The 16,283-nt window shown below is 63.8% G+C and carries 13 protein-coding genes; 11 read left to right on the top strand and 2 right to left on the bottom strand.

The features are described from left to right. Window positions 1-537: 537 nt before the first annotated feature. On the top strand, window positions 538-2,334 hold the full coding sequence (locus ACQR0U_RS28245; protein WP_316191357.1) for a sensor histidine kinase: 1,797 nt from the start codon (window positions 538-540) through the stop codon (window positions 2,332-2,334). Window positions 2,335-2,640: 306 nt separating this feature from the next. On the opposite strand, the gene ACQR0U_RS28240 is transcribed toward ACQR0U_RS28245, so the two are convergent. Next, window positions 2,641-3,117 carry a peptidoglycan-binding domain-containing protein gene (locus tag ACQR0U_RS28240; RefSeq protein ID WP_315753028.1) on the bottom strand — a complete coding sequence of 159 codons (477 nt, stop codon included), beginning with the start codon at window positions 3,115-3,117 and terminating at the stop codon, window positions 2,641-2,643. A 483-nt stretch (window positions 3,118-3,600) separates the two neighbouring features. Here ACQR0U_RS28240 and ACQR0U_RS28235 point away from each other — a divergent pair, with 483 nt between their 5' ends. The 8 genes from ACQR0U_RS28235 (at window position 3,601) to ACQR0U_RS28200 (ending at window position 11,976) form a co-directional block, all read left to right on the top strand. Then, complete coding sequence (locus ACQR0U_RS28235) at window positions 3,601-3,738, top strand: hypothetical protein (RefSeq protein ID WP_315716173.1); 138 nt, start codon at window positions 3,601-3,603, stop codon at window positions 3,736-3,738. A 389-nt stretch (window positions 3,739-4,127) separates the two neighbouring features. Then, window positions 4,128-5,126: a Bug family tripartite tricarboxylate transporter substrate binding protein gene (locus ACQR0U_RS28230; protein WP_315753029.1), complete on the top strand. Its 999-nt coding sequence runs from the start codon at window positions 4,128-4,130 to the stop codon at window positions 5,124-5,126. Between the two features lie 9 nt (window positions 5,127-5,135). Further along, window positions 5,136-5,630, top strand: a complete 495-nt coding sequence (locus ACQR0U_RS28225) for a tripartite tricarboxylate transporter TctB family protein (protein ID WP_315753030.1) — start codon at window positions 5,136-5,138, stop codon at window positions 5,628-5,630. A gap of 41 nt (window positions 5,631-5,671) precedes the next feature. Next, the gene (locus ACQR0U_RS28220; protein ID WP_315753031.1) at window positions 5,672-7,171 is read left to right on the top strand and encodes a tripartite tricarboxylate transporter permease; all 1,500 of its coding nucleotides are present in this window, start codon (window positions 5,672-5,674) and stop codon (window positions 7,169-7,171) included. Between the two features lie 208 nt (window positions 7,172-7,379). Continuing rightward, complete coding sequence (gene oxlT, locus ACQR0U_RS28215; protein ID WP_315716169.1) at window positions 7,380-8,666, top strand: oxalate/formate MFS antiporter; 1,287 nt, start codon at window positions 7,380-7,382, stop codon at window positions 8,664-8,666. Between the two features lie 243 nt (window positions 8,667-8,909). After that, entirely contained in the window at window positions 8,910-10,229 is a 1,320-nt protein-coding gene (oxlT, locus tag ACQR0U_RS28210) for an oxalate/formate MFS antiporter (RefSeq protein WP_315716168.1), read from the top strand. A gap of 221 nt (window positions 10,230-10,450) precedes the next feature. Then, complete coding sequence (locus tag ACQR0U_RS28205; RefSeq protein WP_316194738.1) at window positions 10,451-10,870, top strand: CBS domain-containing protein; 420 nt, start codon at window positions 10,451-10,453, stop codon at window positions 10,868-10,870. A gap of 137 nt (window positions 10,871-11,007) precedes the next feature. Beyond that, a complete protein-coding gene (locus ACQR0U_RS28200) occupies window positions 11,008-11,976 on the top strand; it encodes a quinone oxidoreductase family protein (protein ID WP_434844040.1) in 969 nt (322 codons plus the stop codon). A gap of 74 nt (window positions 11,977-12,050) precedes the next feature. On the opposite strand, the gene ACQR0U_RS28195 is transcribed toward ACQR0U_RS28200, so the two are convergent. After that, complete coding sequence (locus ACQR0U_RS28195) at window positions 12,051-12,179, bottom strand: hypothetical protein (protein WP_315716165.1); 129 nt, start codon at window positions 12,177-12,179, stop codon at window positions 12,051-12,053. Between ACQR0U_RS28195 and ACQR0U_RS28190 the strand changes: the two genes are divergently transcribed. Both ACQR0U_RS28190 and ACQR0U_RS28185 read left to right on the top strand, forming a co-directional pair. Then, entirely contained in the window at window positions 12,160-13,473 is a 1,314-nt protein-coding gene (locus ACQR0U_RS28190; protein ID WP_316184524.1) for a cation diffusion facilitator family transporter, read from the top strand. The two genes, ACQR0U_RS28195 and ACQR0U_RS28190, sit on opposite strands and share 20 nt — an antisense overlap. A gap of 207 nt (window positions 13,474-13,680) precedes the next feature. Then, complete coding sequence (locus tag ACQR0U_RS28185; RefSeq protein WP_315753037.1) at window positions 13,681-16,005, top strand: sensor histidine kinase; 2,325 nt, start codon at window positions 13,681-13,683, stop codon at window positions 16,003-16,005. The last annotated feature ends 278 nt before the right edge of the window (window positions 16,006-16,283 follow it).

The following is a 16,283-nucleotide window of genomic DNA, read 5'->3' as shown; positions in this document are numbered from 1 at the left end:
TGATCAATACAGATCACCTCTCAGAAAAGTTAACCGGTGGAGATCCGCCAAGAGGGGGACAAACGGCCAGCCGCGCGATCACCGCCTACGGCTGACGATCGGGCCTGTATCGGCATGTCCGGTATTAGGGACGCAGCGGACGTGACACAGTCGCCGGAGGTTCGACCGCTTGTGACCGATCTGAGACATTTCGCTAGCATCCCACATTGTAGTAGCGAAGGCCCATTCCAGAGTTCTGCTTTGAACCGACACGATGGTCTTCCCTCAGCTTGAGGGCAGGCATGAGGCTGCGAAAATTCCCGATCCCATACCTGGAGGCGGGGCGTTGGCCCGGGTTCTCATCGTAGGCGTTTGACTCAAATCAAATAGAACCCGCCTTAGGCTCATAGGGTTTTGCATGGTGGGCTGTCGCGAGGTTCTTTCCAAAACTCTATCGGTGAAGAGTTCATGTCCAGGCGCGTACCTCCTGTCGAAAACCGTGGTCGATCCATTCGGTTCTGGTTGGGGTTGCTCCTCGTGGTCTGCACGGTTCCGGCAATGCTGGTCGCCGGCTACCTGATCACCGACTCGTATATTGCGGCACGCGACAATGCAGAACGCAATACCGTGGCCACAACACGCGCGCTGATGCAGGCGGTCGACCGCGAGCTGCTCAGCGTCCAGTCGAGCTTGCGGGTGCTTGCAAAGTCACCCTACCTGCAGTCCGGTGATCTTGCCGCCTTTCACGAGCACTCGCGCGAACTGCTGCAGTGGCTGACAGGCAATGTAATTGTCATCGCGGACGCGGCCGGACAACTCCTGGTCAGCACGATGGTCCCCTACGGTCAGCCGTTGCCCAGAACCAGCATCCCAGGCCTGGTCCGCACCATCTTCGAGTCCGGCCGACCTGCGATTTCCGATTTTTATATCGGAGCCACATCGAGACAGCCTCAAATCGCCGTCGGTGTGCCCGTGTTTCGGGACGGGAAGGTCGCGTATGCGCTTGTGATGGGCATTCTTCCCGCGAATGTTGCCGTAATCTTGGAGCGGCAGAAGATACCGGAGGGCTGGATCGTGGCGATCCTCGACACCGGCGGGACTATCGTCGCCCGGACCAAAGATCCGGAACTGTTCATCGGCCAGCAGGGAACGCCTGAATTCCAACGCCAGACGTCGAGGGCGCAGGAGGGCATATACGAGACCCCGACGCTGGAAGGTATCGCAGTCATCGGCGGATACCACCGGTCGTCGATCACGGGCTGGATGATCGCATTCGGCGTTCCCAAGAGCGTCTATACGACGAATCTGCGATGGGCACTGATGATCCAGAGCGCTACCGCGGTCCTCGTGCTGTTGCTCGGTGCGTTGTTGGCGGCAAGTATCAGCAGGCGAATCGTCCGCTCGATCCGCGCGATGACGACCCCGGCGCTTGCGCTGGGACTGTCCAGGAAGATTGATGTCCCGACGGTCGAAATTCGGGAGGTGAACGAGCTAGGTCACGCTCTGACAACGGCTTCCCAATTGATCAACCAGCGCGAGGTCGAGCGCGACGAGGCGCAGCACCAAAAAGCGCAAATCGAGGAGTCGCTCCGGCGATCACAGAAGCTGGAAGCGATTGGCCAGATGGCCGCCACCATCGCCCACGATTTCGGAAATCTGCTCACCCCGATCCTAGGAAACTTGGATATGCTCGAGGAGCGGATCGATGATCCCCGCTCGCGATTGCGTATCAATAATGCCCTGGCTAGTGCCAAACGGGGCCAGCAGCTCGTCCGCTCCCTTATGGCCTTCGCACGCCAAGAGCCGTCGGCAGTGACGATTATCGACATCAATCAGGCGATCCTTGCCATGAAGGGAGTGCTGGAGCAGTCGCTGGGCACAATCGGCAAGCTGATCTTCAACCTCGCATCGGAGGCTTGGCCCGTACGCGGCGACGCAACCCAACTGGAGATGGCGATCATCAACCTGGTCGTCAATGCGCGCGATGCCATGACCGCGGAAGGCACCGTGCAAATATCGACGATGAATAGGACGCTGCACGGCGAGCACGACAATCTCTCGGGCGATTACGTGGCAGTCGCGGTTTCCGACACGGGCTCGGGCATGCCGCCTGAAATCCTCGCGGTTGCATTCGAGCCCTTGTTCACGACCAAAGAGCCGGGCAAAGGCACCGGGCTCGGTCTCGCCAGCGTTTATAGATTTGCCAAACAATGCGGCGGTGTCGCGGTGATCGAGAGTGAGCTCCGCAAGGGAACCACGGTCACGATCTATCTGCCGCGTGCGCGCAACGACGCAACGACTGATATCGGTGACTCTCGGCTCGGCCAGGCCGCCGACCTGGGCGACGTGAAGTGACGTGCTTGGCCCATTTCGGGCCCAGAGGTCATTGATTGCGACGGTGTCGTTGAGAGCCACAGCAGACATCTGCCGAAGATGCGACAGCCTCTTCGTATCCGGCGGCCGGCCAGGCCGCATCCCGCAAGGGGTGGGAGGACTCGTAGTGGTCAAAGCAAGTTGATCCGATCTGCTTCATTCCCCGACATCCACGCCGCCATGCGCATGCTCTGGTAACATGAGTTCGCCCGGCGAATCGTGGTCACAACCGTCCTACAACGTGCCAGGTTGCGATGGCCGTCCTCCAGCTCTTTCGAGGTTGAACGCTTACCTGCCGAAAATTCCGCCCACCACGCGGTGCATCGCGCCGCCGATCGCGCCGATGGGACCTCCGACATTGCGCTGATGTCGCGCGCGTCCCGTGCTGCGACGGGCTTGGCGGTCGGATTTGGCAGCCTCGGCGGCCGCGTCCATCAGGACCTTGTGCTGGGCGGCATTGAGGAAGCCGGTCGTGGGGTAGCCGCGCTCCTCCTGCCAATGGGCGAGGGCGGCGCGGGTCTGTTCGTCGAACGTCCCGTTGATCTTGGTGCCAAACCCGAGCCTGGTCAGCCCTCGTTGCACGGCGCGACGCTTCGCCTTGGTGAGGCCGATCTGGTTCTCGGCCTGCTGGTTGGCGTCCTGGGCAGCGATCACGGTATCGGCGGGAGCCGACGCTTCACGAGGTGTGCTGCTCAGACCAGCGTGAGCGACCTGCGCGCTTCCGGCGATCGCTAGGAGGGACAGTGCCAGGATCAAGGCGCGCATGGCCTTTCCTTCGCCGATGATACGTTTCTAGAAGAGATACAGCGCGCCGAACTGAACGATCAACATCCGGTCATGCCGCTCCGTGCGATTGCAGGGTAACTGCGGCCCGGGCGGCACGGTTCCCTGGCCCCGCGCCATTGTTCCCTCGCGTTGCACGCGGAGCACGCGATCGGAGCGCACCTGGGAGGTGTCCAGCAGTGGCCGCGATCCCCGGATCGTCGTGGGCGAGCCAGCCGCGGCAGGCAAGCCGTCGCATAGCCCCGAATGCGTATCTAATTACCTTTTAACTGTTCGGAGCCCCCCATTGGGCGGCTCTTTCTGCATGAGGAGCCAAATTTCGATTGAAAATCCAAATCGTCACATTCCTGCTGCATCGCAAAATGCTCATACCGCCATGCAATATAATCCGTTGTATCTGGCATCTGGTATACGTAAATTCTCCTCAGTCAGAACGTCATACCGCCTCACTGAAGGAGACAAACCATGGCCAAGACCGTCGCCCTCCCCCTCGTCCAGCCCGTGTCGCTGTTCGGCCGCCTGCTGGCGACCCTCGACCGCGTGCTGATGACCAGCGCCCGCGCCGCCAACCGCAACGGCGACCTGCCCTATTTCGGCCTCTGAGGCTCGGCGCGCTTCGCGCGCGCAGGCAGCCCTCGAAGCCCAACCAAGAGCCCCGGATCTCCGGGGCTTTTGCTTTTGCGACACCCGCGCGACCTGCGACATATTGGCCCCGTGGGCGTCCCACCCGATCTCCTCAATTGCGGTCGGTCACCTCTTCATACCAAAATCAAATCGGTCGATTTGCTGCGGATGCTCCTCTTGCTGCCTGCTCCCGGCTGCCAACACAACTTTTGGCTGCATGGGCATTGCAAGGAAGTCCGGGGCTGGCGACGACCTGGAGCTGGTCACGGTGGGGATGACACCGGCGGGCTCGACAGGTCGGTGGTTCGATTGGGCACAGCGGCCGGAAGAAGCCGTGCGCTCTCGGGAATGAAGGGGAGAAAGCGTCGATGAAGCGTTCCGTGCGCGTGGCCGTTATGGCTGGCATCGCCCTGATGGCAGGGCATATCCCGGCTCTGGCGGGATGGGAGCCTGTCCGGCCGGTCGAGTTCATCGTTCCGGCTGGCACCGGCGGCGGTGCCGATCAGATGGCCCGGACGATCCAGGGCATCGTCACCAAGCACAACCTGATGAAGCAGCCGCTGGTCGTGATCAACAAGTCCGGTGGCGCCGGCGGCGAAGGCTTCCTCGACGTCAAGGCGTCGGCCGGCAACCCGCACAAGATCATCATCACGCTGTCGAACCTGTTCACGACCCCGCTCGCGACCGGCATTCCGTTCAACTGGAAGGACCTCACTCCCGTCGCGATGCTGGCGCTCGACGAGTTCGTGCTCTGGGTCAATGCCGAGAAGCCCTACACCACCGCCAAGGACTACGTCGATGCGGTCAAGCAGGCCGGCGGCACCCTCAAGATGGGCGGCACCGGCTCGAAGCAGGAAGACCAGATCATCACGGTAGCCATGGAGAAGGCGACCGGCGCGAAGTTCACCTACATCCCCTACAAGGGCGGTGGCGAAGTGGCCGTCCAACTGGTCGGCAACCACATCGATTCCACCGTCAACAATCCGATCGAAGCGGTGGCGCAGTGGCGCGGCGGCAAGGTCAGGCCGCTCTGCGTGTTCGACGACAAGCCGATGGGCTTTGACGAGCCGATCACCGACGGCAAGGCCTGGAAGGACATCCCGACCTGCAAGTCGCAGGGGCTCGACATCGAATATCTGATGCTGCGCGGCATCTTCATGTCGCCGCGGGCCACCAAGGACCAGATCGAATACTACGTCGACCTGTTCAGGAAGGTGCGAGAGACGCCGGAATGGCAGGAGTTCATGAAGACCGGCGCCTTCAACACCACCTTCATGACCGGTGCGGACTACGCCAAATGGGTCGAGACCGAAGAGAAGCGGCACGAGCTCCTGATGAAGGAAGCCGGCTTCCTGGCCTCGAACTGAGCGGCTCGCATGAGAAGTCACGGTGGATCGGCCGGCCCCAGCCACAAGGCGGTCGAGGCCGGCGTCACGCTCGCCATCGCGCTGTTCGGGATCATCGTGATCATCGGCAGCGTGAAGGCGGGAATCAATTGGGGCGCTGAGGGGCCGCGGGCTGGATTCTTTCCGTTCTATGTCGGCCTGCTCATCGTCGCGGCCAGCGCGATGAATGTCCGCAACACGCTGCGCGAGGACGACGGCCGCGTCTTCGCCGAATGGGGCCAGCTCCGCCAGGTCATGAGCGTGGTGGTGCCGACGGCGATCTATGTCGGCGCCCTGCCCTTCATTGGCCTCTACCTCGCGTCCATGATCTTCATCGCCTGGTTCATGCGGTGGCTCGGCAAATATGGCTGGCTCACGGTGGAAGCGGTCGCGATCGGCATGCCGGTCGTGACCTATCTGATCTTCGAGCGCTGGTTCATGGTCCCCCTCCCCAAGGGGCCGATCGAGGATTGGCTCGGACTCTAACAAGAAAACTCATCCGCTGAGCGTTGCAGGACCAAGCTGGCATGGAAGAACTCGCCAATCTGTTTCACGGCTTCGCAGTCGCCCTCCAACCGTTCAACATCATGGTGATGATCCTCGGCATCGTGCTCGGGGTGATCATCGGCGTGCTGCCGGGACTGGGCGGCGCCAACGGCGTCGCGATCCTGCTGCCGCTGACCTTCAGCATGCCGCCGACCTCGGCGATCATCATGCTGTCCTGCATCTATTGGGGCGCGCTGTTCGGCGGCGCCATCACCTCGATCCTGTTCAACATCCCCGGCGAACCATGGTCGGTCGCCACCACCTTCGACGGCTACCCGATGGCGCAGCAGGGCAAGGCGGGCGAGGCGCTCACGGCAGCGTTCACCTCGTCCTTCGTCGGCGCGCTGTTCGCGGTCATCATGATCACGCTGATCGCGCCGCTGGTCGCTGGCTTCGCGCTTCAGTTCGGCCCGGCCGAGAAATTCGCCGTCTATTTTCTCGCCTTCTGCAGCTTCGTCGGCCTGAGCAAGGAGCCACCCTTCAAGACGATTGCGGCGATGATGATCGGCTTCGCACTCGCGGCTGTCGGCCTGGATTCCATCACCGGCCAGCTCCGCCTCACCTTCGGCGTCACTGAACTGCTCAACGGCTTCGACTTCCTGATCGCCGTGATCGGGCTGTTCGGCATCGGCGAGATCCTGCTCACGATGGAGGAAGGCCTGAGTTTCCGCGGCGGCAATGCGCAGATCAATCTGCGTGTCGTGCTGCACACCTGGAAGGAGATGCCGGCCTATTGGGTCACGTCGCTGCGCTCCTGCCTGATCGGCTGCTGGATGGGCATCACCCCCGCCGGCGCCACGCCGGCCTCGTTCATGAGCTACGGCATCGCCAAGCGCCTTTCCAAGCGCGGCAAGAATTTCGGCCATGGCGAGATCGAAGGCGTCGTCGCTCCGGAGACGGCAGCCCATGCGGCAGGCACGGCGGCGCTGCTGCCGATGCTGTCGCTCGGCGTGCCCGGCTCCCCCACGGCGGCGGTGCTGCTCGGCGGCCTCTTGATCTGGGGCCTGCAGCCCGGCCCGATGCTGTTCGTCGAGCAGAAGGAATTCGTCTGGGGCCTGATCGCCTCGATGTATCTCGGCAACCTCGCCGGCCTGCTCGTCGTGCTGACCTGCGTTCCGGTCTTCGCGGCGATCCTGCGCATTCCCTTCAGCATCATCGCACCGCTCATCCTCGTGCTCTGTGCCATCGGCGCCTATTCGGTGCACTCGAGCACGTTCGACGTGGTGCTGATGCTGGTGTTCGGCGTGCTCGGCTATCTGTTCAAGAAGTGCGGCTATCCGCTCGCGCCGCTGGTGCTCGCCATCGTGCTCGGCGACAAGGCCGAGGAGGCCTTCCGGCAGTCACTGCTGGGATCCCAGGGATCGCTCGCGATCTTCTTCTCCAACGGGCTGGTCGGCACCATCATGGCACTCGGGTTGATCGCGCTGTTCTGGTCGGCGATCCAGCAGGGCTACAACCGGTTGCGGGCGCTCGCCACATAAACTCGCCCTTGCTCCGATAGTTGAACTACAAATATCCTCTGCTGCGTCGTATTGTCGCTGCAACGATTTGCCTTGCTTCTGCAGGCTTTTTTCATCGATCGCTGGCCTAGCAGCGGGCACGGGCTCGATGAATCCGCTTGTTTATTGGCATATCATATACCAAACTCCGCATAGCTGTTAGGACAAGAATAGACAGCCTGGAGGAAACATGACGGACTTGGCTCACGCGGGGGCGCCCGCATCTGCAAGAGTAAGCGACGCCTATCGCTGGACGCAGCTCGCGGTTGGCGTCCTGGCGATGGTGATGATCGCCAACTATCAATATGGCTGGACCTTCTTCGTCCCGGATATCGCCAAGACCTTCGGCTGGGATCGCGCGTCGATCCAGTGGGCCTTCACCCTGTTCGTGCTGTTCGAAACCTGGCTCGTGCCGGTCGAGGGCTGGTTCGTCGACAAATACGGCCCGCGCATCGTCGTGCTCGTCGGCGGCGTGCTCTGCGCGATCGGCTGGATGATCAACGCCTACGCCACCTCGCTCAACGGCTACTATCTCGGCATGATCATCGCGGGCATCGGCGCCGGCGGCGTCTACGGCACCTGCGTCGGCAACGCGCTGAAATGGTTTCCCGACAAGCGCGGCCTCGCGGCCGGCATCACCGCGGCCGGCTTCGGCGCCGGCTCGGCGCTCACCGTCGCGCCGATCCAGGCCATGATCCGCGACTCCGGCTTCCAGACCACCTTCCTGTATTTCGGTCTCGGCCAGGGCATCATCATCGTCATCCTCGCCTTCTTCCTGTTCGCGCCCAAGGAAGGCCAGGTGCCCGCGGTCACTCAGAACACCAACCTCGTCCAGAGCCGCCGCAACTACAACCCGACCGAAGTGATCCGTCAGCCGATCTTCTGGCTGATGTACTTCATGTTCGTGATCGTCGGCGCCGGCGGCCTGATGGTGACGGCCAACCTCAAGCCGATCGCCGGCGACTGGAAGGTCGACAACATTCCGGTGACGCTGATCGGCATGACCATGACGGCGGTGACGTTCGCAGCGACCATCGACCGCGTTCTGAACGGCCTGACGCGTCCGTTCTTCGGCTGGATCTCGGACATGATCGGCCGCGAGAACACGATGTTCATCGCCTTCGGCATGGAAGGCATCGGCATCTGGGCGCTGTACATGCTGGGCCACGATCCGGTGTGGTTCGTGATCCTGTCCGGCTTCGTGTTCTTCGCCTGGGGCGAGATCTACTCGCTGTTCCCCTCGACCTGCACCGACACGTTCGGCACCAAGTTCGCCACCACCAATGCCGGCCTGCTGTACACCGCCAAGGGCACGGCAGCGCTGCTGGTGCCGATCGCGAACTACATGCAGCAGTCGTCAGGCAATTGGGACCGCGTCTTCATCATCGCGGCCGGCGCCAACATCCTGGCATCGATCCTGGCGATCGCGGTGCTCAAGCCCTGGCGGAGGGTCGTGGTGCAGAAATCGACGCTCTGACGCGCCCCTTCGCGCTGCAACAAAAATAAAAAAGAACGCTTCCAGATTGACGACGCTCGGCATTTTGCCGAGCGTTTTCTTTTGCTTGGCGGACGATTTCGCTCTCGTTGCAAAGCAACATGTCGCACCCTGTGTCGCAGGCCATATTGCAGACTGGAATATATTATACCAGAATGACTTCGTGCGCAGACGAGGAGCGCGCTCGCAGCGGCATCCTCCAAGAGAGCGCGTTAGGGAGGACACATGGTTTCCAGCACAGAGGCGACACCGCCTGTTCAGGCACAGTCCAGCGGCTTCCGCTGGCTCCAGCTCGCGATGGGCATCATCTGCATGGCGATGATCGCCAACCTGCAATATGGCTGGACACTGTTCGTCGATCCGATCGACGCGAAGTTTCACTGGGGTCGCACGGCGATCCAGCTGGCCTTCACGATCTTCGTCGTCACCGAAACCTGGCTCGTGCCGGTCGAGGCCTGGTTCGTCGACAAATACGGCCCGCGCCTCGTCATCATGTTCGGTGCCGTCATGATCTCGCTGGCATGGGTGCTGAACTCCTACGCCGACTCGCTCACCCTGCTCTACGCCGGCGCCGTCATCGGCGGCATCGGCGCCGGTGCGGTCTACGGCACCTGCGTCGGCAATGCGCTGAAATGGTTTCCCGACCGCCGCGGCCTCGCCGCCGGCGCCACCGCGGCCGGCTTCGGCGCGGGCGCCGCGCTCACCGTCGTGCCGATCGCCAGCATGATCGCCTCGAGCGGCTATCAGAGCGCCTTCTTCACCTTCGGCATCGGCCAGGGCCTGATCGTGTTCGTGCTCGCGATCTTCCTGCGGCCGCCGACCCACGCCGCGCCTGCGCGCAAGAAGCAGCTCAACCTGCCGCAGAGCAAGATCGACTACACGCCGCCGCAGGTGCTGCGCACGCCGATCTTCTGGATCATGTATCTGGTGTTCGTGATGGTGGCCTCCGGTGGCCTGATGACCGCCGCCCAGATCGCCCCGATCGCGCACGACTTCAAGATCGCCAACGAGCCGGTGTCGCTCGCCGGCTTCCAGATGGCAGCGCTGACGTTTGCGATCTCGCTCGACCGCATCTTCGACGGCTTCGGCCGTCCGGTGTTCGGCTGGATCTCGGACACGATCGGCCGCGAGCACACCATGTTCATCGCCTTCGGCACCGCCGCTTTGATGCTGCTGACGCTGGCGAATTACGGCCACAACCCGATCGTGTTCGTGCTCGCGACCGCGGTCTATTTCGGCGTGTTCGGCGAGATCTACAGCCTGTTCCCGGCGACCTCGGGCGATACGTTCGGCAGCAAATATGCCGCGACCAACAACGGCATGCTCTACACCGCGAAGGGCACCGCCTCGCTCCTGGTCCCGCTCGCGAGCCTCGTCTCCGCCAAGTATGGCTGGCAGGCCGTGTTCGTGATCGGCGTTGCGCTGAACGCGACGGCGGCGCTGATGGCGCTGTTCGTGATCAAGCCGCTGCGCCGCGCCTTCATCCTCGGCAAGGAGGCGGCGGTCACCCAGCCTGCGGCGCAGGACGTTCGCACCACGGCGTAAATCACCCGCTTCTTCCCGCGACTGCAGGAGGCGCATCCCCCATGCGCCTCCTTTTCTTTTGGCGCGCCGTGCATGCCAGATGCCAATCCGAGCATGCATTTGACAGCATCACTGACCTTATTTTCCAGACATCTGCCCAGAAAACATCAAGATCCCAATTGACTTCTGGCATAACGTATACCAGACTTCCTCCTGTTCAAGACAACAAACGGGAGGGTGCCATGAAAGTCGGAGACATCCTGCGCAACAAGACGGCGCGCGTGATCACGGTGCGAATGAACGAGACCGTCGGCGTCGCGGCGCAGCTGATGCGCGCCAGCAATGTCAGCGCCCTCGTCGTGAAGGACGTCGTCCGCACGGAAGGCAACACCGCCGCCGGCATGTTCACCGAGCGCGACGTGGTGCGCGCCATCGCCGAGCACGGCGCCGCCGGCGTCACCATGAAGGTCTCGCAGCTGATCTCGCCGCAGCGGCTGATCTCCTGCAGCACCGAGGACTCGCTCGAGCACGTGCGGCACCTGATGAACGTGCATCACATCCGCCATCTCCCGGTCATCGTCGACTTCGCGCTCGCCGGCGTCATCAGCATGCGCGACGTCTCCAGCGCCTTCGACGAAGCGGAAGCTCCGGTCGCCGCCTGACGCGTCCAGCCCGGTCAGCGGAACCGGTTCATCCCCCAGGGAGTCTTGTCGGAGCAGCGCGCCGCCTGTTAGGCGGTGCGCTGAGAACAGCGGCACAGTAAGGTCGCCGCTCAATGTGACGGACAGGATTCCTCGCGATGAAAGCCTATGTCTACGGCGCCCAGGGCGCCGCGATCACCGATATCGCCAAGCCCACGCCGAAGGGCACGCAGGTCCTGGTCCGCGTGCGCGCCTGCGGCCTCAATCGCGCCGATCTCGGCATGACGAAGGGGCATGTGCATGGCGCCGCCGGCGGCGTCGGCACGGTGCTCGGCATGGAATGGGCCGGCGAGGTCGCCGAGCTCGGTCCCAACGCCAGGGGCGTGAAGATCGGCGACAAGGTGATGGGCTCGGGCAGCGCGGCGTTCGCCGAATACACTCTCGCCGACCACGGCCGTCTGTTCCACGCGCCGTCGAACATGAATTTCGACGAGGCCGCCACGCTGCCGATCGCGTTGACCACGATGCACAACGCCGTCGTCACCAACGGCGCTTTGCAGCCGGGCCAGCGCGTGCTGGTGCAGGGTGCGAGCTCCGGCGTCGGCCTGATGGCGATGCAGATCGCCAAGCTCAAGGGCGCCTCGCTGGTGGTGGGCTCCTCGACCGATGCGATGCGCCGCGGACGGCTCAAGGAGTTCGGCGCCGATCTCGCCATCGACTCCAGCGATCCCGCCTGGGTCGATCAGGTGCTGCAGGCGACCAACGGCGAGGGCGTCGATCTGATCATCGACCAGGTGTCCGGCAAGGTCGCCAATCAGAACCTCGCCGCGACCAAGGTCCTCGGCCGCATCGTCAATGTCGGCCGGCTCGGCGGCACCCATGCCGACTTCAACTTCGACCTGCACGCGGCGCGCCGCATCACCTACGTCGGCGTCACCTTCCGCACCCGTTCGATCGAGGAGATCCGTACGATCTTCGACGAGGTGAAAAAGGACATCTGGAGTGCGGTCGAGCAGCGCACGCTGCGGCTGCCGATCGACCGCGTCTTCGCCTTCGACGACATTGGCGCGGCGTTCGCGCACATGGAGGCGAACAAGCATCTCGGCAAGATCGTGGTGACCTTGTGAACGCAACCTTCTGAGATTTAGAAGCACTCGAAACAGCGCGCGGTCCGCGCCCATGGACCGCGCGATCCCGGCTTTCATGGTGCGGCCTCGGCTGCTACATCCGCCGCCATGAGAGACGCCGCCTCCCATGTCGATTCCGGGAAAACCCGTGTCGCCGCGATCTCGATCGCGGCGAGCGCCAGCATGGCCGCGGCGAAGTTCATCGTCGGCATCCTGATCGGCAGCCTCGCGCTCGTCTCCGAGGCCCTGCACAGCGCCGTCGACGTCGTCGCCACCGTGATCACCTGGATGGTGGTTCGGGTATCGGACCGGCCGGCCGACGACGAGCATCATTACGGCCATGGCAAGCTGGAGAGCCTGTCGGCGCTCGGCGTCATCGCCCTGCTCTACGTGCTGGCCGGCGGCGTGCTGGTGGAATCCGTCAGCCGGCTGCGCGAGGCGGCGCCGCCGCCGTCGCTGTCGGCGATTCCGTTCGTGGTGCTGCTGGTCGACATCGCCGTCAACTTCTGGCGCGCCCGCGCGCTGCACCGCGCCGCGCACGAGACCCACAGCCAGGCGCTCGCCGCCGACGCACTGCATTTCGCCTCCGACGTGCTCGGCTCGATTGCCGTCATCGGCGGCCTGGTCCTCACCGCGTTCGGGTTCTGGTGGGGGGATTCCGCCGCCGCGGTCGCGGTCGCCCTGATGATCTCGGTGCTCGGCCTGCGGCTGGCGCGCTCCACCGTAGAAACACTGCTCGACCGTGCACCAGAGGGCGCGGCCGAAAAGGCGCGCGCCGCGATCCGTTCGATCAACGGCGTCGTCGATGTCGAGCGGCTGCGGGTCCGGCTCGTCGGCGCAACGCATTTTGTCGACGCCACGGTGCAGGTGCCGCGCACCTACCCGATCGACCGTGTGCACGAGATCAAGCGCGATGCGCAGGCCGCGGTCGATGCCAGCCTGTCCGGCGCCGACGTCACCTTCACGACGGTGCCGGTCGCGCTCAGCAACGAGAGCGTGCGCGAGCGCATCATGGTGATCGCGCGCAATTCCGGCCTCGCGATCCATCACGTCACCGTCCACGACGTCGGCGGCCGCCTGATCGTCGCGATCGACCTCGAGGTCGACGGCGACATGAGCCTGTTCGCGGCGCATGCGATCGCGCACGAGCTGGAACGCAGCATCCGCGACGAATTCGGCGCCGACGTCGAGGTCGACACCCATATCGAGCCGCTCGAACCCGAGCTGCCATTCGGCGTCGACGCGCCGGCGCAGCGGATCGCCGAGATCGCCGCCGCCCTGCAGCGTCTCGCCGCCGAGACCGACATGTACGACGTGCACAATGTCCGCGTCCGCAACACCGAGGCCGGCGAGATCGTCAACTTCCACTGCCGCGCGGCGCCGTCGATGAGCGTGCTGAAGGTGCACGACAATGTCGACCACATCGAGCGCGGGGTGCGTCGCGCCTTCCCGAGCGTCAAGCGCGTCATCAGTCACGCCGAGCCGCCGCACGGCTGAAGCCTGAACGTCATGCTGCGTTCCCGCTTCGGACTCACTCTGCCGGCTTTTCGCCATGGCAATTCCGCATTGGATAAGATTTATTAGCTTTTGCCAAATCGTTGACTCTCGACAGCCCGAGAAATCTGGATTCAAATCAACTTGATTCGGAAGCGGCTGGGGCTCTTTCGAAATTCGGGTATCCAAGAAGTTTCGGGGGTCTACAGCATGGCGCGTGCGCATGCCGCGAACGCGTGCGTCCAATCTTCTGATTCCATCAAGGGGTTGGCGCAATCGATCGCGAAACCGGCCTATCAAAGGCTGCTGACTGCTGAGCCGGTATTGCGTCGTGCTGTCCCTACTTTGATCATCGCCTTTCTCGTCACCATCTGTCTCGGCGCCTTCGTCCAGGTGCTCGACCAGAGCCGTCAGAAGCGCGGCGCGACCAAGCGCGACCTGGCCGCGATCTCCGACCTGCTCGCCGACCGTATCGGTCATCTGGCGACGCGCCCGGACCGCATCGCCCACATCGAGCATCTGCAGAGCCTGCTGCCCGACCTGATCCCCGCCTGGGGAGCGGCGGCCGGACGCCACGTGATCGTCACCGGCGCCGACCACCGCATCCTGGCCCGGGTTCCGGTCGACGCCGCGCTCGGCGAGAACGACCGCATCCTCGATCTGATCTCGACCGCGCAGCTCTTGGCCACGCCCGGCCTGCAGGGCGCGGTCACCGAGATCACCTTGCCGAACGGCCGTCCGGCCTTCGCAGTGTCGCAGTTGATCAAGGCGCTGCCCGGCCGCGTCGTCGTGATCCAGGAGAAGCTCGAGCCGATCTGGGGCTCGGACGCCGCGCTCTCGGTGACCCTGTCGGCGACGACGGGCTTCGTCGTGCTGATCCTGGGCTTCGCCTTCCACTGGCAGTCGACCCGCGCCCGCGAGGGCGACCTGATCAACGACGCCGTGCGCGGCCGCATCGACACCGCGCTCAATCGCGGCCGCTGCGGGCTGTGGGACTGGGACCTGTCGCGCGGGCGCATCTTCTGGTCGAACTCGATGTTCGCGATGCTCGGCCTGGAGAACCGCACCGACCTCCTCACCTTCGGCGAGGTCAACGCGCTGGTGAACTCGGACGACATCGACCTGTTCGAGATCGCCGACCAGCTCGTCGCCGGCGACATCCACCAGATCGACCAGAGCTTCCGGATGCGCCACACCGAGGGCCACTGGATCTGGCTGCGGGTTCGCTGCGAGCTCAGCCAGGGCACCTCAGATTCCGGCCTGCACCTGATCGGCATCGCGGTCGACGTCACCGAGCAGAAGAGCCTGGTCGAGAAGACCGTCGAGGCCGACCTGCGCCTGCGCGACGCGATCGAGACGATCTCGGAAGCCTTCGTGCTGTGGGACGCCAACAACCGGCTGGTGCTGTGCAACTCGCACTTCCAGAAGCTGCACAAGCTGCCGGACTCCGCCGTGATCCCCGGCACCTCCTATGAGACCGTCATCGAGGTCGGCAAGATGCCGGAGATCCGCACCCGGCTGCACGACCACAGCCAGCAGGCGCCGGGCGGCCGTACCTTCGAGGCGCAGCTCGACGACGGCAGCTGGCTGCACATCTCCGAGCGCCGCACCAAGGACGGCGGCTACGTCTCGGTCGGCACCGACATCACCCGCATCAAGGAGCACGAGCAGAAGCTCGTCGACAACGACCTGCGCCTGCGCGCCACGGTCATCGACTTGCAGCGCTCGCAGAGCGCGCTGGAACGCCAGGCGATCGAGCTCGCCGACCTCGCCGAGAAGTACTCGCAGGAAAAGACCCGCGCCGAGGAAGCCAACCAGACCAAGTCGAAATTCCTCGCCAATATGAGCCACGAGCTGCGCACTCCGCTCAACGCCATCATCGGCTTCTCCGAGATCATGGGCAGCGGCATGTTCGGCTCGCTCGGCTCGGAAAAGTACCAGGAGTACTGCCACGACATCCTGACCTCGGGTCAATATCTGCTCGAGGTGATCAACGACATCCTCGACATGTCGAAGATCGAGGCCGGCCGCATGAAGCTCGACATGGAGCCGCTCGACCTCGCCAAGACGCTGGCGGAATCGCTGCGCGTCGTCTCCGGTCGCGCCTTGGACAAGAGCCTCGTGCTCGACGCCGACATCGGAGGCAGCATCCCGGTCGTCGCCGACCGTCGCGCCACCAAGCAGATCATGGTCAACCTGCTGTCGAACGCGGTGAAGTTCACCCCGGAGGGCGGCCGTGTCACGATGCGGAGCCGCGTGTTCGAGGACAAGGTCGTGCTCATCATCGCCGACACGGGCATCGGCATCCCTGCGCATTCGCTGGCGCGCCTCGGCCGCCCGTTCGAGCAGGTCGAGAGCCAGATGACCAAGACTTATCACGGCTCCGGGCTCGGCCTCGCCATCGCCCGCTCGCTGGCCCAGTTGCACGGCGGCTCGATGCGGCTGCGCTCGCGGCTGGAGCACGGCACCGTCGTGCGCGTGACCCTGCCCCGCGACGCGTACAAGGCCACGGCGAGCATCTCGGTCGCGGCGTGAGCGCGGCGGCCGTACTGCCGTAGCGTGGGCACTTTGCCCACCCTACGGCAACATCATCAAATCGGACTCACATCTCAAAGAGATTGCACTTCAGGATCAGGCCCCACAGGCATGACAGCGCTCTCGCGTGACGGATGATGCCCGAGGCATGCGATCGGCTTGCCCTTCGGACATGCAACGCCGACGCAGGCGGATGACGGCATCATGACGTCGCTTCGTGCCTAGTCAGCAACATCGGCGGAACGTGGTATTGACGCACCTGCACGTCAGCAACTAAG

It is taken from the genome of Bradyrhizobium sp. HKCCYLRH3097 (assembly GCF_051167875.1).
GTDB lineage: Bacteria > Pseudomonadota > Alphaproteobacteria > Rhizobiales > Xanthobacteraceae > Bradyrhizobium.
This window is presented reverse-complemented; position numbering and strand designations above follow the sequence as displayed.